The organism is Cyanobium gracile UHCC 0281 (assembly GCF_034931305.1).
Taxonomy (GTDB): domain Bacteria; phylum Cyanobacteriota; class Cyanobacteriia; order PCC-6307; family Cyanobiaceae; genus Cyanobium; species Cyanobium gracile_A.
The window spans coordinates 1-20,181 of record NZ_JAYGHY010000034.1; the positions used below are offsets into that span (position 1 = coordinate 1).

Sequence of the window (20,181 nt, forward strand, 5' to 3'; positions counted from 1 at the left end):
GCGCTGGCCCTGGCCGCCGGGATCCCGGCCCAGCGGCTGGCCCCGCTGCGGCCCACCGGCGACGGCCGCATCGAGCTGGCCCTCTGCCGCCTCTGGCGCATCGAAACGGTGCTCTGCCGCCGCTCCGGCGGCGCCAACGAAGCCCAGTGGCACCGCATCTGCGCCCAACTGGACCTGCGCCTGTTGCTGCTGGAGCGCCCCCCCGAGCCCGGCCAGGCCGAAGCCCTGCCGTTGCGGGAGCTGCTGCAACGCCTGGGCCAGAGTGGCCCCCATGGTTGATCCCGCCCCCATCCCCCTGAGCCTGGTGCTGACCACCGAAGCCGACAGGGAGCGGGCCGAGGCCCTGGCCCTGGCGCTGCTGCAGCGGGGCCTGGTGGCCTGCGCCAGCCTGCACCCGGTGGTGTCGCTGTACCGCTGGCAGGGGCAGCTGGAGCGGAGCGAAGAGGTGCAGCTGCTGCTCAAGACGAGCCCCGAGAACCTGGAGGCGCTGCGCCGCAGCCTGGGGGAGCTGCACAGCTATGACACACCGGAGTGGATCCACTGGCAGGCCAGCAGCGATGGCTCCTATGGCCGCTGGTTGCTGGAGCAGCTGCCGCTCAGCCCAGGTGGCGGGCCACCAGCTCCGGCAGGGAGGCCTGGGGACGTGGTCCCAGCTGGGTGACCACCTGGCCGGCGCAGAGCGAACCGAGCTGACCGCAGCGCTCCAGGCTCTCACCCCTGGTGTGGCCGTAGAGGAACCCGGCGGCATAGAGGTCACCGGCGCCGGTGGTGTCCACCAGCGGGCCGAGCCGGAAGGGTTCGATCGTCAGGGTGGTGTCACCGCTGAGCAGCAGGGAGCCCCGCTCGCTGCGGGTGAGGGCCGCCAGCTTGCAGCGGCCCCGCACCTGATCGGCGGCCGCTTCGAAGCTGTCGCTCTCGTAGAGGGAGGTGATCTCCGTTTCGTTGGCGAACAGCACATCGACGTGGCCGTCGACCAGCTCCTGGAAGCTGTCCCGGTGGCGCTCCACGCAGAAGGCATCGGAGAGGGAGAGGGCCACCTCGCCGCCACTGGCGCGCATCACCTCGGCAGCCGCGATGAAGGCCCGCTTGGCCTCCTCGCTGTCCCAGAGGTAACCCTCCAGGTACAGCACCTTGGCCTGGCGCACCATGTCCAGGTCGAGGTCGGCGGGATCCAGACCCACCGATGCCCCCAGATAGGTGCACATGGTGCGCTGGGCATCGGGGGTGACCAGGATCAGGCAGCGGGCCGTGGAGGGTCCGCTGCCGGCCGGTGGCGTTTCGAACCGGGCCCCCACGGCGCGGATGTCGTGGGCGAAGATCGCCCCGAGCTGGTCGTCCCTGACCCGGCCGATGAACCCCGCCTGGCCGCCCAGCTGGGCGATGCCCGCCAGGGTGTTGGCCGCCGATCCGCCGGAGGTTTCGAGCCCGGCGCCGACGCTGGCGTAGAGCCGCTCCGCCTGGGATTCGTCGACCAGGGCCATGGTGCCCTTGGTGAGGCCGTGGGCCTCGAGAAAGGCGTCATCGGCCTGGACGAGGACATCGACGATGGCGTTGCCGATGCCGACGACGTCGAAACGCTTGGAGGAACTGATCAAAGGGAAGGGTGACAAGGGGACGGCTGGGACCGGGCTCAGACGCTGAGCAGGGCGCGCTTGGGGCCGTGGATCGGATCCTCGACCACGATCGTCTGATCCCGCTGGGCGCCGAGGGAAACGATGGCGATCGGCACCTCCATCAGCTCGGCCAGGAAGCGCAGGTAGGCCATGGCGGTGGGGGGCAGATCCTCCAGGGCCCGGCAATCGGCCGTGGAGCACTGCCAGCCCGGCAGGCTCTTGAACACCGGCCGGCAGCGGGCGAATTCGTCGGAACTGCTGGGGAAGTAGTCGATGCGGCGGCCATCGAGTTCGTAGGCCACGCACACCTGGATCTCGTCCAGCTCATCAAGCACGTCGAGCTTGGTGATCGCCAGGCAGTCAAGGCCGTTCACCTGGACCGCATAGCGGCCGATCACCCCGTCGAACCAACCGCAACGGCGACGACGGCCGGTGGTGGTCCCGAACTCCCCGCCGCGATCACAGAGGTGGTCGTTGAGGCTGCCCTCCAATTCCGTCGGGAAGGGGCCTTCGCCCACCCGGGTGGTGTAGGCCTTGGCCACACCGATCACCCGGTCGATCAGGGTGGGTCCCACGCCGGCGCCGATGCAGGCTCCGCCCGACACGGGGTTGGAGGAGGTGACGTAGGGGTAGGTGCCGTGGTCGAGATCCAGCAGGGTGCCCTGGGCGCCCTCAAAGAGGATGTTCTTGCGGGCCCGGGCCGCCTCGTGGATGGTGCGGGTGCAATCCACGACGTGGGGGGCCAGCCGGCGGCCGTAGGCGGCGTACTCCTCGATCACCGCCTCCGCATCCAGGGCGGGGATCCCGTAAACCTTCTCCAGCAGATCGTTCTTCTCGGCGAGGGGGCCGAGCAGGCGATCGCGCAGGCAGTCCGGATCGAGCAGGTCGATCACCCGGATGCCATTGCGCTGGGATTTGTCGGCATAGGTGGGGCCGATGCCCCGCCCCGTCGTGCCGATACGGCGGTCGCCCCGGCGCTGCTCCATCGCCAGATCGAGAAGCCGGTGGTACGGCATCGTGACGTGGGCGGTGGAGGCGAGCTTCAGCCCGGAGACGTCGATCTCCAGCTCCAGCAGGGTGTCGATCTCGCCCAGCATCACCTTCGGATCCACCACCGTGCCCGATCCGATCAGGCAGATGGTGTCCGGATAGAGGATCCCGGAGGGGATCAGGTGCAGCTTGAGGACCCGGTCCTCGACAACGATGGTGTGCCCGGCGTTGACCCCGCCCTGATAGCGGACCACGACATCGGCGGAGCGACTCAGCAGATCGGTGATCTTGCCTTTCCCTTCGTCACCCCATTGCGCACCGATGACGACAACATTGGCCAAGGAAACAGCGGCCCGGAGCCGCTTCTAAGCACAAGGGGAGAGCTTCTCAGATCAGGGCCCCCTTCGTCAAAGGTTCAGGCCCCGCGCACCGCGGACGCTTCAGCTTTCTTGAGCTCCTTTTCCAGGCGGCTGCGCAGCGCGTCCGGCAGGGGCCGGTTGGCGTAACCGGCGTAGTGGGCCGCCAGGGAATTCACCGCGGTCTGCATGGTGGTGAAGGAGGCCAGGCCGTGGATGTCCTGGCGGGGCCGGTAAAGGGCGGTGTAGCCGTTGATCAGCTGACGGGCCTGCAGCTCCGCCTCCTGGTGGGCGGGATCGTCCTGGGGCAGGGCGATGGTGGTCAGCAGGGTCTGGGCCACGCTGACGGTGTCATCGACGTAGTTGCCGCTGAGTCCGGCGGTGGCCTGGCTGCAACCGCTCAGTCCGAGACAGAGACACAGGCCGAGGGCCAGAAAGGGACGAAGCAGGTTGCGGCGCAGAAAGGCGACCAAGGGAGGAACGGCGTCTGGAGAAATCCTACGGGGATGCACCCGGCAGCCCGCGCAGGTGCTCGAGGGCGGCGTCGGCACTCAGCTCCCGTTTGCCCGTGTCGCCGCTGCGGTCCACCAGCTCCACCTTGCGCTCCCCGGCGCCACGGCCCACCACCAGCCGCCAGGGGATGCCGATCAGGTCGGCGTCCTTGAACTTGACCCCGGCCCGTTCGGGACGGTCGTCGAGCAGCACGTCGCACCCCCCCAGCCGCAACCGTTCGTAGAGCTCCTCGGCCAGGGCCACCTGCACCGGATCCTGACTGCTGGCGATCACGATGATCACCGTGTAGGGCGCGATCGCCACGGGCCAGCGGATCCCATCGGCGTCGTGGTGCTGCTCCACGGCGGCCTGGGCCAGGCGGGAGACACCGATGCCGTAGCAGCCCATCCACAGGGGCTCCTCGCTGCCGGCCTCGTTGGTGAAGCGGGCCTCCAGGGCCTCGGAGTACTTCCGGCCCAGCTGGAAAATGTGACCCACCTCGATGCCCCGGGCCGCCTCCAGCCGCTGGGACGGGTCGTGCAGGCAGCGGTCTCCCGGCTGGGCCGCCCGCAGGTCCACCACCTCAGGGACCGGGCAGAGCTCACCCCAGCGCGCCCCGACCAGGTGTTCATCGCTGCGGTTGGCCCCGCAGACAAAGGCCTCCAGGTCGGCGGCGGAGGGATCAGCCAGGCGCAGCAGCGGCGCCGCAGCAACGCGGGCCTCGCCCTGGCGCAGGGCCGGATCCTCCAGATGGGGACCCAGGAAGCCGAAGGGCACGGCGTCCCAGAGATGGTCGGCCAGCAACGGCACGATCTCCAGCAGGGCGCCGGCGTCGGCACAGCGGGCCGTCACGGCATTGGCCAGCTTGACGTCGTTGAGCTGCTGGTCGCCGCGCAGGCACACCAGCACCCCCCGCGGGGGCGCCGCCGCGAACCGCGCCAGCAGCAGCAGCACCTTCAGCGTCTGGGTGGGGTCGAAGCCATGGGCGGTGCAGAGCTCATCGATGCTCGTCTGGGCGGGCGTGGCCAGGGGCTGGCAGGTGCTGACCTCCAGGGGGACCGCCGCAGCCGGCAGGGAAACGGCCCGTTCCTGGTTGGCGGCATAGCGGCCATCGGGACTGGCCAGGATCAGATCCTCGCCGGCCTCGGCGGTGACCATGAACTCCTGACTGGCGGAGCCGCCGATGGCGCCACTGTCCGCCTCCACCGCCACAGCCCGCAGGCCGCAGCGCTCGAAGATGCGCCGGTAGGCGCCGTCCATGGCGGCATAGGTGCGCCGCAGGCAGGCCTCGTCGGCATGGAAGGAGTAGGCGTCCTTCATGATGAATTCGCGCCCTCGCATCAGGCCGAAACGGGGCCGGATCTCATCGCGGAATTTGGTCTGGATCTGATACAGGCAGACCGGCAGCTGGCGGTAGGAGCGCAGCAGGTCGGCCGCCAGCTCGGTGACCACCTCCTCATGGGTGGGGCCGAGCCCGAGGGAGCGCTCCTGGCGATCGACCAGGTGGAACATGATCCCCTCCCCGGCGGTGTAGCCATCCCAGCGGCCGCTGCGGCGCCAGAGATCGGCGGGTTGCAGCTGGGGCAGCAGGGTTTCGAGGGCGTCGACGGCGGCCATCTCCTCGCGAACGATGGCGGAGACCTTCTGGAGCACCCGCCAGAGCAGGGGCAGGTAGGCAAAGATTCCCGGCGCCAGCCGCCGCATGTAGCCGGCTCGGAGCAACAGCTTGTGGGAGGTGATCTCGGCTTCGGCCGGGTCGTCCCGAAGCGTCACCAGCATCAGGCGGGAGACGCGCATGGAGAAAGTCCGGATCGGCGCTGGACGCTATCACCGCAGGCCCGCTGATCCAGGTGCCACAGGGGGCGAAGCGTGAGTCGCCGCAACCGGCCTCACCCCTGAGGCAGGCCAAGCCTGGAGCGAAAAACTCTGCTAACGTCAGCCGCTAGTCCAGTGCGTCCAACACCAGTCTCAATGCTCGCTCACCCTGCCCAGGCCGGCTCGTCCATGGCCGGTTCCACTGCTTCGGTGGCTCTGACTGATTCGGTGGCTCGGTCAGAGGGCCTTTCGCAGATGTCGCCCCAGGCGATGCAAGGTGAGCCGGGCGCCGACGCCGAGACCCTGATCGGGATTGATGAGGTGCAGCGTTCCCTGAACCGATCCCGCGCCTCGGTGTATCGCTACACCAACACCGATCCCCGCAATCTCAACCCCCCCTTCAATCCCCGCAAACTCAACCCCGAGTACCGCAGCGACCAGAAGGAGCCCCTCGTCTTCCACCCCCACGAAGTCGCCCGCTTCGCCCGCGATGTGCTGCGCATCAAGGAGGTGACGGTGGAAGTGCTCAACTCCCCCTCCACCGCCACCCAGCAGTTGTTGGCTTCGATCCTGGAGGAACTGCGGGCGATCCGCGTCCGGCTGGATGGAGCCGATGCCCCCCCCGCCGACCTCCACCTGCACCGTCAGCAGCACTCCCAGTCACGGCCTGCGGCCTGAGTGCCGCAACCCTGTCCGACATCGCCGGCAGGGGGCCGATCGGCCCGATCGGTGTCAGAATCGCTCAAACCACCCTTTCCTTCCCGTCCAGTGCACCGGTCCTTCCGCTGCACGACCGCATGGATCACGTCCAAAACGCCCGGCCCCTTCATCGCTTCGGTTCCCATGGCGGGACCGCCCCTTCCCTCGCCTCCCCTGGCACCCTCATCAGCACCGGACTAGCGGAGGGACGTGTTGAAGGATTGTCTTTGGCCCCGGCCACCGGCGATTCCGAGCCCAGTGGAGAGCCGGACAGTCCGGGACCAAGAGTCTCCGTTTCTGCCTCCCGCACGGAACCGTCCGCCGACCTGTTCTTTGACCAACCCTTCGGTGCCGTTGCCGGCTTTCTGGTTGGCCTGGCGACCCTGCTGGTACCCCTGGCAGGTGTGGTCATGGACAGACCGCTGCTGCCGGGCCATCAGGAGTCCAGTGCGCGTCGTTTCAGGCCCGTCGCTGTAGCAGAAAGCCCTGGAAATCAAGGGCCTGGAAAAACGGCGCCGGATCGCTGAAACCGGCGGCCTCCACCAGGGCCGTCAGACGGGCGATGCCGATGGGGTGGAAACCCTGAATCTGGGCGGTGGGATCCACCGCCTCCCCATCCACGCCGCTGGCTCGCTGGAAACAGCCCCAGGCCTCGGCCACCTGGGAGGACAGGGGAGAGCGTTCCGGTCGCATCAGATCGACGAGCACCAGCTGCCCCTGGGGCCTGAGGCTGCGGGCCAGTGCAGACAGGAACGCCAACTTGGTGCCGTCATCCGGAAGCGACTGCAGCACCAGCACCGACAGCGCACCATCGAAGCGGGACTCAGCCCCGAGCTCCTCGACCGTGGCGTGATGCCAGTCGATCCGGCCCCGGTTCTGAAGCCGCTGCCGGGCCACTGCCAGCATCTCCGCCGACGGATCAATGGCGGTGAGTTGCCAGTCAGGCCGCTGAGCATCGGCCTCCAGCAGTTCGGCCCCCGTGCCGCAGCCCGCCACCAGCACCGCCGACTCCGGCTGCGACGCCAGGGGAGAGGAGGCCAACAGCGCCACCGACAGGCGAGCCAGACTGGCGTAGCCGGGGATCAGCTGCTGCACCACCAGGTCGTAGGTGCCTTGCCGGGCCGGGGAAGGGTCGGAGGAAAGCAAGATCTGCGGGCAACCCATCCATCGTAGGGAGCTCCTCCAGGCCGTCCCGATCCTTTCCCAAGGCAACGAAAGTGGGAACGGTGGGACGCGGTGTGACCTAAGTTGGGCGGCGCCCCCTACCCACGATCGACCGTGCCCACCATCCGTTTTGAAAAGGAAGGCCAGCAGGTTGGTTGCATTGAAGGGGCGAATCTGCGCAAGGCGGCCCTTGACGCCGGGGTGAATCCCTACACGGGCCTCAACAACCTCAACAACTGCGGCGGCCTCGGCCAGTGCGGCACCTGCGTGGTGGAAGTGGTGGAGGGGGCCCGCAACCTCTCCCCCCGCAGCGACGTCGAGGAGGTCTACCTGGCGGATCGTCCCTCCAGCTACCGCCTGAGCTGCCGCACCACCGTCAACGGGGACGTCACCATCCGCACCAAGCCGGATTCCGGCGTGGGCAAGGGTTCCAACAGCCTGGTCGGCGCCCTCAAGGCTCTCGTCGGCCGCAAGTGAGCAGCGATGGCTGATCAGGCCGTCCACCGCCTCTTCCAGTACGCCAGCTGCAGCACCTGCCGCAAGGCGGTGGCGTGGATGCGGGATCGACAGATCCCATTCGACGCCATCGACATCACCATCGCCCCCCCGTCCCTGGAGCTGCTCAGCGAGGCCCATGGCCAGCTGGGTGGCTTCGGCCGGCTGTTCAACACCAGCGGCCAGAGCTACCGGGCCCTGGGCGCCGCCACGGTGAAGGCGATGGACACCGCCACCGCCCTGGCGGCCCTCGCCGCCGATGGGCGCCTGATCAAGCGTCCCTTCCTGGTGACGGCTTCGGGGCGGATTGTCACCGGCTTTCGTCCCGAGGAGTGGCAGGAACTGCTCGGCTAGGTCGGGTCGCTGGGCTCGAGCGGCCCCTGGGATCCCTTCACCATCAACTGGTCGAGTTCCTCGATCAGCCCTTCGATGCCGGCCCGGCTGATCTGGCTCAGGTAATTGCCCTTGAACTCCTCGAGGAAGGTGCAGAGCAGCTGCTGGGAGCGTTCCAGGGCCGGTCCGCTCTCCAGGGCCTCGGCCAGTTCCTCCCAGAAGCGGTCGATGAAGCGCTGCAGCAGCTCTAATTGCTGATCATCGCGCCGGCTGAGGCGCTCACCGGTGCTGCGGGTCAGATCGAGCAGGCTGTCCACCATCCCCCCGGCCAGCTGGCGGCTGAGCCCCTTCTCCACCTGCAGCAGGGGCTGGAGCTGGCGCAGACCCGGCGGCACGATGGCGTTCTGCAGGCTCTGCTGCAGGGCATGGCCAAGCACCCCCTGTAACTCGGGAGCCAGGCGCGGTGCCACCCGCACCAGCAGCAGGGGGCCCCAGATCCGCACCAGTTCCACCAATTCCCGTTCGTCGTTGCTGACCACGGTCTGATGGCTGCGCAGGGCCCGGATCCGCATCGGCCAGCGGCGCGAGCGGATCAGCTGCTGCAGGCCATCGATCAACTGCAGTGCCAGCACCTCGAACAGCTCGACCGCCAGCAGCGCCACCACGCCGCGGCTGATGACGGCCCGGATCGGCTCGATCGTGATCAGCCCGCTGGTGTGCAGCCGCTCCAGCACCGGCACCACCCGCAGCAGGCGCCAGAAGGGCAGCAGCAGGGGCAGGTCGATCCAGCGCCGCAGCAGGGCCCGGTTCCAGCTCAGGCCGGGCAGGCGGCGGCGCAGGCGGTAGGCCCGCAGCAGGATGTCCAGGGCGAAGACGCTCTGGAACAGGATCAGGTCGTAGCGCCAGAAATGGTCGGTGGGGCGGCCGTTCTCATCAATCGAGCGCCAGTAGGTGGTGGCCACCAGGGGCAGCACCTGGTGGCGCCAGAACAGCCGCTCCTGTTCCCAGGGATGGGAGACCAGCCAGGCCGGACTCAGCAGCACCGCCGCCGCCTGCTTGGCCGAGTCCTTGTCGGCGCGCTGGCGCAGGCGATTCTTGATCTTCTCCAGGGTGCCGGAGGTGCCCGAGGCCAGCATCGGATTGGAGTCGATCATCTCGGCGGTGAGCCGCGCCTGGTCCGCCAGGAGCTTTTGCTGGGCGGGGCTGAGCTGACCCGGGGGGCCCTGGCGCAGGGCCGCATCCAGGCGATCGAACTGGTCCTGGTAGGCCTGGGTCTCGCGGTGGGGTTCGATCCCCTTGATCGGATCCACCCAGGGGGTGATGTCGGGGATGAAGGTGAGCGGTACCACCAGGGGCACCGACGGCAGCGGGTAGAGGTTGCGCTGCAGCCAGAAGGTGCGCAGGGGGATGTAGGTGACGTCGAAGGCCACCCACAGCAGGTTCAGGGCGGCCCAGAGCGCCACGAAGCGATCCCAGCGGCGGCCGAGGCCGCTGGAGGGCAGGGCCAGGGTCTGGTGCCAGCGTGGGCGTGCCATCGGGGACCCGGCGGGCGGATGCGTGCCTAATCTGCCTCCCGACCACGGAACCTGCCGCACGAACCCCTTGAGCCCCTCGGATCCCCAGGCCGACGACGGCGCCCGCGACGCAGCGCCGCCCCACACAGAGGCACGGGAAGAGAGCCCCTGGGCCTTCTGGCGCAGCGTCCTGATCACCCTGGCGGTGGCCCTGGGGATTCGCCAGTTCCTGCTGGAGGCCCGCTACATCCCCTCCGGCTCCATGCTCCCGGGCCTGCAGCTGCAGGACAGGCTGTTGGTGGAGAAGCTGTCCTTCCGCCAGCGGGCCCCCAGGCGCGGCGAAGTGGTGGTGTTCCACTCGCCTTACCACTTCGATCCGATCCTCACCGGACCGACCAAGCCGGGTGGGCTGAGCTGCCTGCTGGTCAACCTGCCCCTGATCGGTTCCCTGCCGGGCCTGCAGCAGCCAGCCTGCGATGCCTACATCAAGCGGGTGATCGCACTGCCGGGTGAGCGGGTGGTGGCCGATCCCCGCGGGCGGGTCACGATCAATGGCCGTCCCCTCGATGAGCCCTACGTCCGCAACTACTGCCCTGTCGATCGCCAGGGCCTCGGCCCCTGCCGCACCATCGATGTGGTGGTGCCCCCCGGCCATCTGGTGGTGATGGGCGACAACCGTGCCAACAGCTGGGATGCGCGCTTCTGGCCGGGCGGACCGCTGCTGCCCGAATCAGAGCTGATCGGCCGCGCCTTCTGGCGTTTCTTCCCGTTCAGTTCGGCCGGTCCGCTGCCAGAACCCAACCAGCTGGATCGCTGAGCCCCGTGGCGATCACCCGCCCCTTCAGCTGACGCTCCCGGCAGGGCCGGTTGGCCGCCAGGGAGCCAGGCGGTGCGTCGGCCCAGTGCCAGTGGTGGTCTGGATCGAACAGCAGCCATCGGCGCGTCCCCGGGGCCAGCCCTGGCTCAGGCCGTCCCAGGAAGCGGGCGGGGCCCCAGCAGAGCGCCTGCCAGAGCTGCTCGGCCCGCCAACCCTGGCGCCCCACCAGCTCCTCCCAGAGCAGGGGCAGCACCAGACCATGGCCGGCCACCCCGGGGCGCCGTTGATCCAAGGGCAGCAGCTCCTCTTCGGCATCGAGGGCCACGTGGTGGACGGCAACGGCACCGATGACCCCATCGGCGAGGGCGTCGATCAGCGCCCGCCGGTCGGCCGGTCCCCCCAGGGCGGGCTCCAGCAGCCAGCCGTCGTCGGCCGGATCGAGGCCACCGCTGTCGGCGACCAGATGCCACCAGCACACCGACGCCATCGGCGGGCGGTCATGGCGCCGCAGACGCAGCACCGCTTCGGCGGTGGAGAGGTTCATCAGCCGCAGCTGGAGGCCGGGCAGCTCGCCCGCCAGGGTGAGCAGGGTCTCCAGGGGGAGCGTCTCACTGCCGGGGGGGTCGAGGGGCCAGCCCGCCCGCAGAGCCTCCACCCGCTCCCGCACGACACCCCGCTGGGCCAGGGACCCGTCACGAGGTGGCAACAGCACCGGCCGGTCCTCCATCTCGGCGAGCCTCAGACCCCGCTCCAGCAGGTCGAGCGGCGGCAGGGTCGCCCCGGCCGCCAGACCACAGGCACCGGCCGCCAGTTGGTCGGCGTGGGGGGCCAGCTCCCGGTCGAGGCCATCGACGCTGAAACTGCCCCAGGGGAGCAACTGCAGGGGCTCGGGCCAGCTCCAGCCCAGCCGCTCGGGACGGTCCCGCCAGGTGGGGGCCCAGGGCAGCAGGGCCACGCTGCCGTAGCCACCGGCGGCGGCGGCGAACCCAAGGCTGGCCAGGGTTTCCGCCCTCCCCTGCAGGGGCTCCTCCAGCACGCTGTGGGGATCCACCAGCGCGGGGCCGAACCAGCACCCACCGCCGTCGGCGCTGGCGCAGGCCACCCCTGACAGGGCGGCCGCATCCGGATCGATCGCCACCAGCACGCCCTCCTCCAGCAGCACGTCGGCCCGCCGTGGCGGCCGGCCGGGGGCCTCCAGCAGATGGACCCCGCGGATCAGAAGCTGACGGACCATGGCAGGGGCCTCGGGGGGTGGGCCGGCTAGAGGGCGCCGGCGGCCGTGCGGTCGATGACACCGCCCAGATGGGCGGTGAGGTTGAGGGCGGTCACCACCGGCGTTGCCGCCGCCCCCCGGGGGTAGTCGATCACGGTGACACCGCCGTTGCCCTGTTTCACGGTCCAGATGTCGGCTGGGGAGAGGCCGAGCAAGGCGCACAGAATCGTCTTGTTGACCGCATCATGGGCGACCACCAGGGCCGTCTCCTGGGGGCCCAGGCCAGCAGCGATGTGGTTCCAGGCCGCCAGGGACCGGTCCCACACCTCCGTGATGGTCTCCCCCTCCGGCATCTGCACCGTTTCGGGGCTGCGTTTCCAGGCGGCCAGGAGATCGGGCCAGCCGGCGTCGATCTCGCTTTCCAGCCGGCCCTCCCAGAGGCCATGGCCGATCTCCCTCAGCCCCCGGTTGGTGGTGAGCGGCACGCCGGGGTGGGACGCCAGGATCACCTCGGCGGTGCGCAGCGGGCGGGCCATGTCGCTGCTGTAGGCCCGCTGCAGCGGAATTGGGGCCAGGAAGGCGCGCGCTGCCTCGGCCTGGGCCAGGCCATGGGAGTTGAGCGGAATGTCGATCTGGCCCTGGAAACGCCCCTCCCGGTTCCAGTCGGTCTCGCCATGGCGCACCAGCAGCAGCCGGCAGCCCGCTGCGGCCGGCGGCAAGGGGACACCCAGGTGGGCGGTGCCGTTGAGGGATTCCAGCTGAACCGACGGGCACCCCTCCGGCCCGCGGACCAGGTTGAGCACGGAAATGGAGGCGTTGTCGAGCCTGAGACGCAGAAAACCACTGGCCGGCAGCCCGAGCAGATGCAGCACCAGGCAGCGCAGGATGGCGTTGTGGGCCACCACGAGCACGGTGCCCTCGTCGCCATGGCGCGCCAGCAGCCGATCAGCGAACCGCCCGGCCTGTTGCAGCAGGTCAGGCACCGGCAGAAAACGGCTGCCGTCAGAGCGTTGCAGCTCCATGGTTTCGGGGGCCTCGCGCCAGCGGCGCTCCTGCTCCGGGTCGAGGGCGCGGACCTCGCTGCGCAGCAAGCCGCTCCACGGGGCCAGGTCGATCTCCAGCAGATCGTCGTCGTAGAGGGGGCTCAGCGGGGTGCCATGGCTGGCCAGCAAGGCCGCCGCGGTGGCGCTGGCCCGCTGCAGCGGCGAGCTGTAGACAGCGTCGAACGCCAGTTCGGCCAGGGCCTCTCCCGTGCGACGGGCCTGGAGCTGCCCCTCCTCGGTGAGATTGGAGAGGTCGTCACGGCCCTGGATGCGGTGCTCCAGGTTGAAGCTGCTCAGCCCATGGCGGACCAGCACGATGCGAAGGGGCAAGGTGCTTGTGGCGCAGGCCTGGCCATCGTATGGGAGCGGGGAGTGGCCACGGTCAGGGGGCCTGGGGCACGACAGAATCAGCTGCCCTTGCCGCCGAGGTGGTCCGGTTGAACGGAACCCCTTCCCGATCCGGACCCCCCGCCGCTCCGCCGGGCTGGAAGGCCCTGCTGGCCCTGCTCAGCCTGGCCCTCTGTGCCCTGCTGTGGGTGGGGGGGCTGATCGACAGCCTGGAGCGGCCGTCGGTGGTGGATTCCCTCAGCCTGCGCCAGCTCGAACTGGGGGCCCTGGCGAGCGAGGCCGTCCCGCAGGGCCTGCGGCCCATCCTCTCCGGGGAGGCCCCACGTCAGGACCTGGTGGAAGAACTGAGGCGGCAGTTGGAGGCCTCCGAAGAACCGCCGCTGGCCTTGCGCCGCCTTGAACTGGCCCTGCTGGAACGCTCTGAGACGGACCCAGCGGCTCTGATGGAGTCCATCGAACTGCAGCAACTGGCGACCCAGGTGGACGCCGTGCGGCGTCCCCTGATCGAAGCGTTGCTGAACGGGCGGCCCGTGGATGCCCAGCGGCGGCGGCAGTTGCTCGCCCCCTGGTCGGCGCCCTTGATCGTGCAACAGCTGGTCTGCGAACAGCTTCCCGGGGACCCGGGGGTCTGCCCGGCTGAGGAGCGCTCCCTGCGGCTGCTGCTGATGCTCCTGGCGGTGACCATCCTGCCGGCCCTGCTGCTGCTGGCGGGGGTCGCCCTGCTGCTGCGGCAGGGCTGGCTGGCCTGGCGCCAACGGCTCCCCGCCGCGCCGCCGCTGCTGGGTCCACCCCTGAGCCCCGTCGATGTGACCCTGCTGATCGCTGGCGGTTTCGTGGTGCTGGGTGAAGTCGTCGTCCCGATCGTGGTGCAGCCACCGCTCCAGCTCGCCCTGCAGCGCCTGGAGGCTCCGAGCGCCCTCAGCCAGGGCCTTGAGGTGCTGGTGCTCTACGCGGCCCTGATGGCGGCGCCCCTGCTGCTGCTGGCCCTGATGCTGCCGCGCCGGACCCCCAGACCAGCGGGGGGATGGCTGCAGTGGAAGTGGCGGCCGGCCCAGTCTGCCTTCAGCGCTGCCCTCGTCAGCCTGTTGATGGTGCTGCCGGTGGTGACGGCCTCCAGCTGGGTCATCGACCGGTTCTGGAGCGACCCTGGCGGGAGCAATCCGCTGCTGGAGCTGGTGCTGACCAGCGCCGATCCCCTGGCGCTCGCCTGTTTCGCCTTCACCGCCCTGGTGGTGGCCCCCTTGTTCGAGGAGGTTCTCTTCCGGGGCGTGCTGCTGCCGGTGGCAGGCCTGCGGCTCGGTGGCGCCGGGGCGGTGATCCTCAGCGCGGCCGTGTTCGCGATCGCCCACCTGAGCCTTGGGGAGCTGGCGCCACTGTTCGTGCTCGGCCTCGGTCTCGGCTGGCTGCGCTGGCGCAGCGGCCGACTGGGCTCCGCCGTTCTGATGCATGCCCTCTGGAACGGGCTGACCTTCATGAATCTCCTCTTTCTCGCCGACTGACACCGCTTGCTGCGGCCCCCCGGGGGTGGTTCACTTGCGCAGTGACTCCTAGGTCCCTTGGCCGCCTCCCCCGCCCCACGCAGCCAGAACCCTCTGCCAAGACTGAGGCCCCTCCATCTGATCGAGGGGTCGCTGTCGGCGCGCAAGATCGAACGTCAGTCCCCCTGGCTGGCCGGCTTGCATCGGATCAGCAGCGGTGCGCTGGTGGGACTGGGACTCTCGATGCTCGGCCTGAGTGCCCTCACCCTCCACTGGCAGAACCAGTGGGCCCATAGCTTCGCCCAGTTGCAGGCCTCCAAGACGCTTGAGCACCGCATGCAGGAGTCTTCTGCGCTGCTTGAGCAGCACCACCTCAGCCTGGTCAAGCGACCTGGGCTGCTGGAGCCCACCAGCAGCGACAAATTGATCCACCTACCCGAGCCCAACAGCAGCCGTCCCCGCGTCGCCGTGCCCCTGCTCGCCGGCTTCCAGTTGCGCGCTATTCCGGCCGGCTATTGATGCCTTCCCCGTTCCGTTCGAGGTCCGGCGACGCCGGCGGCCCGGCCCCCGCCGGCAAGGGGGGTGGACGCCGGGGCAAAGGAACGTCGACGCGGCGGGTGGTGGAGATCCAGCCGATCCCCACCGGTCGGATGCTGGCGGTCTACCTGCTGCTCTGCGCGGCCCTGGTCGGACTGGCCGGACGCCTCGCCTGGCTCCAGGTGGTGCAGGCGCCGGCGCTCCAGGCCAGGGCCAGGGCCATCCAGACCCAGGCGATCACCCCCATCGGCAAACGGCGCACCATCGTCGACCGTATGGGCCGGCTGGTGGCCCTGGACGAGGAGCGCTTCACCCTCTGGGCCCATCCCCGTTACTTCAACCTGCCCGGCGACGAACCCCAGCAGATCCGCCCTCCCGCCGACGTCGTCCGGGAACTCTCCAAGGTGCTGGCGCAGCCCCCCGCAGAACTGCTGCAGACCATTGGCAGCCGCCGCAGCGGTGTCAAGCTCGCCACAGGCCTGGATCCGGAAACGGCCCATCGAGTCAGGGAGCTGGGCATCAGCGGCATCGATCTGGAGGCCTACCCGCAACGGGTTTACCCCCAGGGTCAGCTGTTCGCCAACGTGGTGGGCTTCCTCAACCTGGAGCGGGTGGCCCAGGCGGGTCTGGAGCAGAGCCGGGACCGGGATCTGCGTCGCCAGGAGGTGACGATGAGCATGCGCCGCGGCGCCGACGGCACCCCCCTGCCGGATGGTCTCCAGGCCGGGGCGCTCTATGGCGACGACCTGCGCCTGCAGCTCACCCTTGATGCCCGCCTGCAGCAGGTGGCCCAGCAGGCGCTGGGCAAGCAGGTGAAGCAGTGGAGGGCGAAGCAGGGCGCCGCCCTGGTGATGAATGCCCGCAACGGCGAGATTCTGGCCCTGGCCTCCACCCCCAGCTACGACCCCAACACGTTCTGGAAGTACAACCCCGGCCTGTTCCGCGAATGGTCGGTGCAGGACCTCTACGAGCCCGGCTCCACCTTCAAGCCCATCAATCTGGCCCTGGCGCTGCAGGAGAAGGCGATCCGCCCCGGCGACAAGGTGAACGACGTGGGGCAGCTGAGCATCGGCGGCTGGCCGATCTTCAACCACGACCGCCGGGCCAACGGCGTGATCGATTTCCCCACCGTGCTTCAGGTCTCCAGCAATGTCGGCATGGTGCAGGCCATGTCCCATGTCAAGCGGGATCGCTTCTGGCACTGGTTGCACACCTTCGGCATTGACGAGATGCCGGACACCGACCTGCCCGGAGCGGTGGCCGGCCAGCTCAAGAGCCGCAAGGAATTCACCTCAGCCCCGATCGAGCCGGCGGTCGCCGCCTTCGGCCAGGGCTTCTCCCTCACCCCCCTCAAGCTGCTGCAGTTGCACGCCATGCTGGCCAACGGCGGCCGGTTGGTGAGCCCCCACATCACCCGCGGCCTGCGCTCCGGCGATGCCCTGGCCAGCTCCACCACAGCGACGGGCGTGCAACTGCTCGATCCGGCGGTCACGCGAACCGTCGTCGACTGGATGGAAACGGTGGTGCAGAACGGCTCCGGCAAGGGAATGAAGATCCCCGGCTATCGGATCGCCGGCAAGACGGGCACAGCCCAGAAAGCCCGCAACGGCGTGTACATCCCCGGGGCCAGGATCTGCAGCTTCGTGGCGATCCTGCCGGCGGGGGATCCCGGCTACGTGGTGCTGGTGGTGGTCGACGAGCCCCAGGGGGGCAACGCCTACGGCTCCACCGTGGCCCTGCCGGTGGCCCGCCAGATCGCCGAAGCCCTGCTCGTGATCGAGAAGGTGCCCCCCAGCCAGCCGATCGTCAGCCGGCCCCGAAAAGCCACGCCGTCCTGAGACAGGGCCCTGTCCTCATTCCCACAACCCCGGTGTCTGGCCGCGGGGGGCCGTGGCTAGCGTCGGCACCAGAAGACAGCGCGTCCGACCCGTTCCACGATGGCCAACCTGCTCGAACAACTGGCCGCCATGACGGTGGTCGTGGCTGACACCGGCGACATTGAGGCGATTCGCCAGTTCACGCCGCGGGATGCCACCACCAACCCCTCCCTGATCCTGGCGGCGGCCCAGATTCCGGCCTACCAGGAGCTGATCGACCGCTCCCTGCGCGAATCCCGTGAAGTGATCGGCGCCACGGCTCCGGCCGAGGACGTGGTGCGCGAGGCCATCGACGAGATCAGCGTCACCTTCGGCAAGGAGATCCTGAAGATCGTGCCGGGCCGGGTCTCCACGGAGGTGGATGCGCGCCTCAGCTACGACACCGAGGCCACGATCACCAAGGCCCGCAAGCTGATCGGCCTCTATGCCCAGGCCGGCATCGGCACCGAGCGCGTGCTGATCAAGATCGCCTCCACCTGGGAGGGCATCAAGGCGGCGGAAGTGCTTGAGCGCGAAGGCATCCACTGCAACCTCACCCTGCTGTTCGGCTTCTCCCAGGCCGTGGCCTGCGCCGAGGCAGGCATCACCCTGATCTCCCCCTTCGTGGGGCGCATCCTCGACTGGTACAAGAAATCCACCGGACGCGACAGCTATCCCGGCCCGGAGGATCCCGGCGTGCTGTCCGTCACACGGATCTTCAACTACTTCAAGACCTACGGCTACGGCACCGAGGTGATGGGCGCCAGCTTCCGCAACATCGATGAGATCGTCGAACTGGCAGGCTGCGACCTGCTGACGATTTCGCCGGCCCTGATGGACCAGTTGCGCCAGAGCGAGGAGCACCTGGAACCCCGTCTTGATCCCTCCCAACCCGGCGCCAGCGAGGCCAAGATCCACGTCGACGAGGCCACCTTCCGCACGATGATGGCGTCCGATCCGATGGCCAGCGAGAAGCTCGATGAGGGCATCCGTGGCTTCTCCAAGGCCATCGAGACCCTGGAAGGTCAGCTGGCCCATCGCCTGGCGGTCATCGAGGGCGGAGCTGCCTTCACCCATGCGGTGCATGAGATCTTCCTGCTCAACGACCTTGACGGTGACGGCTGCATCACCCGCGAGGAATGGCTCGGCAGCGATGCCGTCTTCGATGCCCTCGACACCGACAACGACGGTCGCCTGGCCCCGGAGGATGTGCGCGGCGGCCTGGGAGCTCCGTTGGCGATCAGCCGCTGAACCTCCGCTCTGCGCCCCATTCCTTGATCGGATGTTCACCTTGATGGGCAAGGATGGGGCCCCTTCCCACTGACGAATGGCCCACACCGTCCATGCCCTCGACACGATGCGTGCCCTCGCCGCCAAGGGCGAGGTGAGGGATGTCGAGGCCGGATCCGTCATCTTTCGCGCCGGCGAAGCCGGCGACTGCATGTTCGGCCTGCTGGAGGGAACGGTGCGCCTGAGCTGGAACGCCGATGCGGGCCATGAGGACATCCAGGCCGGCGACGTCTTCGGAGCCGGGGCCCTGGTCACGGCCGAACACCGCCGCTACGGCCACGCCACGGCCCTCACCGATTGCCGGCTGCTGGTGATGAACCGTGAGAAGTTTCTGTTCGCCGTTCAGGAGGCGCCCATGTTCGCCATCGAACTGCTGGGCTCGATCGACCAGCGCCTGCGCGACCTCAAGGGTGTGACCCGCAACTGAGGCCGCTCATCCCCGCTGGAACAGCAGCCGCCGGATCACGCGCTGGGCGATCTCCCCATAGCCCATCTCACCGGAGAGGATCTGGGCGATGCGCTGAGGGGCGGTGGGGCGCTTGACGCCCAGCTGGTAGCCCACCCGGGGCACCCGGTAGAACACCTGGGCGATGCGTTTGCCCCAGGCCATCGAATCACCCCAGGCCTCGCGCATGCGCAGGCTGTACTGCTCCAAGGCCGGTCCCTCGCCATCCAGCCAACGGTCGAGGGCGGCGGCCGCTTCGCATCCACTCAGCAGGGACGGGCGCAGGCCCTCGGCCAGGAAGGGATCACAGAGGGAGGCGGCATCGCCCACCGCCACCAGACCAGACCCGTGCAGGGCATGGTGGCCGTTCCAGAGCCGCAGCTGGCCATGGCGCCGCTCGCCCGCACCCGCAGGCAGCCCCAGGCTGGGCAGCAGGGCGGAGAGCACCGCCTCGCTGTCGGCTTCTTGCTGGCCGACGAAGGTGCCCACGCCGATGCTGAAGCCCCCCCGCCGGGGAAACACCCAGCAGAAGCCGTGGTGCACCAGGCCGAACTCGAAGCGGGCCATGTCGGCGGGGTCGGGATCCGCCGCCACCTCCACCGAAACCGTGGCCGCAAAGCGGGGACGGGGCGGGCCCAGGCCGAGGGGTGCCGCGAAACGGGAGGCGGAGCCATCGGCGATCACCACCGCCCTGGCCCGCAGCGGCCCCTCGCCGGACCCCGACACCTCCCAGAGGCCATCGGCGCGGCGCTCGATCCGCTCGGCCCTGCAGCCATGGCGCAGGTCGCAGCCCGCCTGGACGGCCTTCTCGGCCAGGAAGGCATCGAGGACGCTGCGGCGCACGATCCAGAAGGGGGCCGCGCCGGGCAGCTCCGCCGTCACTGGATCCTCCAGGCACCAGGTGAACCGCACCCGGCGGATCACCTGGTCGACGGCGGGGGCCAGATCGAAAGGGAACCAGCGCTGCACCGAGGCGGCCATGCCGCCACCGCAGGGTTTGGACCGTCCTGGGGCCTGGGCCTCCAGCAGGATCACACGGCGGCCACGGGCCGCCAGATGGAAGGCCGCCGCGCCGCCCGCCGCCCCGGCGCCGACGACGATCACATCGGCATGGGCGGACTGGCTCACACCTTGAGGATCTCGGCTTCCTTCTCCGCCAGCTTCTTCTCCAGTTCGGTGATGTAGCGATCGGTCAGCTTCTGGACCTTCTCCTGCTCGTCGTGGCTCTGGTCCTCGGAGAGCTCACCGTCCTTCTCCTGCTTCTTGATCCGGTCGACGCCCTCTCGGCGGAGGTTGCGCAGACCCACCTTGCCCTCCTCGGCGTACTTGGCCGCGAGCTTGCAGAGCTCCTTGCGGCGGTCCTCGGTGAGGGGCGGGATGTTGATGCGAATCACGCGGCCGTCGTTGTTGGGGGTCAGGCCCAGATCGCTCATGGCGATCGCCTTCTCGATCAGCGCCATGGAGCCCTTGTCGAAGGGCTGGATCTGGATCGTCTGGGCGTCCGGGGTGGAGATCGTCGCCAGCGACTTGAGCGGCGTGTCGGCCCCGTAGTACTCAACGGTCAGCTTGTCGAGCAGGGAGGGGTTGGCCCGACCGGTGCGGATGGTGTTGAAGGTGCGCTGGGTGGCTTCCACCGACTTGCGCATGCTGGCTTCGAGATCCATGGCAGGGGAAGGGCGGAGG

At 69.3% G+C, this 20,181-nt stretch carries 21 protein-coding genes; 11 read left to right on the forward strand and 10 right to left on the reverse strand.

Features of this window, described 5'->3' with window-relative positions:
• Positions 1-279: precorrin-6A/cobalt-precorrin-6A reductase (locus VB739_RS10615; protein WP_323357033.1), on the forward strand; the 279-nt coding region annotated here is incomplete at its 5' end.
• A complete protein-coding gene (gene cutA, locus VB739_RS10620; protein ID WP_323357034.1) occupies positions 272-661 on the forward strand; it encodes a divalent-cation tolerance protein CutA in 390 nt (129 codons plus the stop codon). The genes VB739_RS10615 and cutA, both read left to right, overlap by 8 nt.
• On the opposite strand, the gene VB739_RS10625 is transcribed toward cutA, so the two are convergent.
• The 4 genes from VB739_RS10625 to VB739_RS10640 all read right to left on the reverse strand — a co-directional run bounded on the left by VB739_RS10625 (position 597) and on the right by VB739_RS10640 (position 5,248).
• Positions 597-1,610: an adenosine kinase gene (locus VB739_RS10625; RefSeq protein WP_323357035.1), complete on the reverse strand. Its 1,014-nt coding sequence runs from the start codon at positions 1,608-1,610 to the stop codon at positions 597-599. The genes cutA and VB739_RS10625 overlap by 65 nt on opposite strands.
• A 20-nt stretch (positions 1,611-1,630) precedes the next feature.
• Positions 1,631-2,944: an adenylosuccinate synthase gene (locus VB739_RS10630; RefSeq protein ID WP_323357036.1), complete on the reverse strand. Its 1,314-nt coding sequence runs from the start codon at positions 2,942-2,944 to the stop codon at positions 1,631-1,633.
• A gap of 74 nt (positions 2,945-3,018) precedes the next feature.
• The gene (gene psb27 / locus VB739_RS10635; protein WP_323357037.1) at positions 3,019-3,432 is read right to left on the reverse strand and encodes a photosystem II protein Psb27; all 414 of its coding nucleotides are present in this window, start codon (positions 3,430-3,432) and stop codon (positions 3,019-3,021) included.
• A 25-nt stretch (positions 3,433-3,457) separates the two neighbouring features.
• Positions 3,458-5,248: a proline--tRNA ligase gene (locus tag VB739_RS10640; protein WP_323357038.1), complete on the reverse strand. Its 1,791-nt coding sequence runs from the start codon at positions 5,246-5,248 to the stop codon at positions 3,458-3,460.
• A gap of 288 nt (positions 5,249-5,536) precedes the next feature.
• On the opposite strand from VB739_RS10640, the gene VB739_RS10645 reads away from it, so the two are divergent.
• A complete protein-coding gene (locus VB739_RS10645; protein WP_323357039.1) occupies positions 5,537-5,944 on the forward strand; it encodes a resolvase in 408 nt (135 codons plus the stop codon).
• Positions 5,945-6,424: 480 nt separating this feature from the next.
• On the opposite strand, the gene VB739_RS10650 is transcribed toward VB739_RS10645, so the two are convergent.
• The gene (locus tag VB739_RS10650) at positions 6,425-7,111 is read right to left on the reverse strand and encodes a class I SAM-dependent methyltransferase (RefSeq protein WP_323357040.1); all 687 of its coding nucleotides are present in this window, start codon (positions 7,109-7,111) and stop codon (positions 6,425-6,427) included.
• Between the two features lie 132 nt (positions 7,112-7,243).
• Here VB739_RS10650 and VB739_RS10655 point away from each other — a divergent pair, with 132 nt between their 5' ends.
• Positions 7,244-7,606, forward strand: coding sequence for a 2Fe-2S iron-sulfur cluster-binding protein (locus VB739_RS10655; RefSeq protein WP_254962822.1), 363 nt, complete (start codon positions 7,244-7,246; stop codon positions 7,604-7,606).
• Positions 7,607-7,612: 6 nt separating this feature from the next.
• Positions 7,613-7,978 carry a Spx/MgsR family RNA polymerase-binding regulatory protein gene (locus tag VB739_RS10660; RefSeq protein ID WP_323357041.1) on the forward strand — a complete coding sequence of 122 codons (366 nt, stop codon included), beginning with the start codon at positions 7,613-7,615 and terminating at the stop codon, positions 7,976-7,978.
• On the opposite strand, the gene VB739_RS10665 is transcribed toward VB739_RS10660, so the two are convergent.
• Positions 7,975-9,492, reverse strand: coding sequence for a hypothetical protein (locus VB739_RS10665; protein WP_323357042.1), 1,518 nt, complete (start codon positions 9,490-9,492; stop codon positions 7,975-7,977). The genes VB739_RS10660 and VB739_RS10665 overlap by 4 nt on opposite strands.
• Before the next feature lie 67 nt (positions 9,493-9,559).
• Here VB739_RS10665 and lepB point away from each other — a divergent pair, with 67 nt between their 5' ends.
• Positions 9,560-10,288: a signal peptidase I gene (gene lepB / locus VB739_RS10670; protein ID WP_323357043.1), complete on the forward strand. Its 729-nt coding sequence runs from the start codon at positions 9,560-9,562 to the stop codon at positions 10,286-10,288.
• On the opposite strand, the gene VB739_RS10675 is transcribed toward lepB, so the two are convergent.
• Both VB739_RS10675 and VB739_RS10680 read right to left on the reverse strand, forming a co-directional pair.
• Positions 10,242-11,522 (reverse strand): dihydroorotase, encoded by a 1,281-nt coding sequence (locus tag VB739_RS10675; RefSeq protein ID WP_323357044.1) that lies wholly within the window; start codon positions 11,520-11,522, stop codon positions 10,242-10,244. The genes lepB and VB739_RS10675 overlap by 47 nt on opposite strands.
• Before the next feature lie 26 nt (positions 11,523-11,548).
• Positions 11,549-12,874: a histidine phosphatase family protein gene (locus VB739_RS10680; RefSeq protein ID WP_323357045.1), complete on the reverse strand. Its 1,326-nt coding sequence runs from the start codon at positions 12,872-12,874 to the stop codon at positions 11,549-11,551.
• A 98-nt stretch (positions 12,875-12,972) separates the two neighbouring features.
• On the opposite strand from VB739_RS10680, the gene VB739_RS10685 reads away from it, so the two are divergent.
• The 5 genes from VB739_RS10685 to VB739_RS10705 all read left to right on the forward strand — a co-directional run bounded on the left by VB739_RS10685 (position 12,973) and on the right by VB739_RS10705 (position 18,480).
• Entirely contained in the window at positions 12,973-14,391 is a 1,419-nt protein-coding gene (locus VB739_RS10685) for a CPBP family intramembrane glutamic endopeptidase (protein WP_323357046.1), read from the forward strand.
• A 57-nt stretch (positions 14,392-14,448) separates the two neighbouring features.
• Entirely contained in the window at positions 14,449-14,889 is a 441-nt protein-coding gene (locus tag VB739_RS10690; protein WP_323357047.1) for a hypothetical protein, read from the forward strand.
• Positions 14,889-16,745, forward strand: a complete 1,857-nt coding sequence (locus VB739_RS10695; protein WP_416233321.1) for a peptidoglycan D,D-transpeptidase FtsI family protein — start codon at positions 14,889-14,891, stop codon at positions 16,743-16,745. The genes VB739_RS10690 and VB739_RS10695 overlap by 1 nt, the downstream gene beginning before the upstream one ends.
• Positions 16,746-16,844: 99 nt before the next feature.
• Complete coding sequence (locus tag VB739_RS10700; RefSeq protein ID WP_323357048.1) at positions 16,845-18,014, forward strand: transaldolase; 1,170 nt, start codon at positions 16,845-16,847, stop codon at positions 18,012-18,014.
• Between the two features lie 76 nt (positions 18,015-18,090).
• Positions 18,091-18,480: a Crp/Fnr family transcriptional regulator gene (locus VB739_RS10705; protein WP_323357049.1), complete on the forward strand. Its 390-nt coding sequence runs from the start codon at positions 18,091-18,093 to the stop codon at positions 18,478-18,480.
• A 6-nt stretch (positions 18,481-18,486) separates the two neighbouring features.
• Here VB739_RS10705 and VB739_RS10710 read toward each other — a convergent pair whose 3' ends face one another.
• A complete protein-coding gene (locus VB739_RS10710; protein WP_323357050.1) occupies positions 18,487-19,626 on the reverse strand; it encodes a geranylgeranyl reductase family protein in 1,140 nt (379 codons plus the stop codon).
• Entirely contained in the window at positions 19,623-20,162 is a 540-nt protein-coding gene (frr, locus tag VB739_RS10715; protein WP_323357051.1) for a ribosome recycling factor, read from the reverse strand. The genes VB739_RS10710 and frr overlap by 4 nt, the downstream gene beginning before the upstream one ends.
• Positions 20,163-20,181 lie beyond the last annotated feature (19 nt).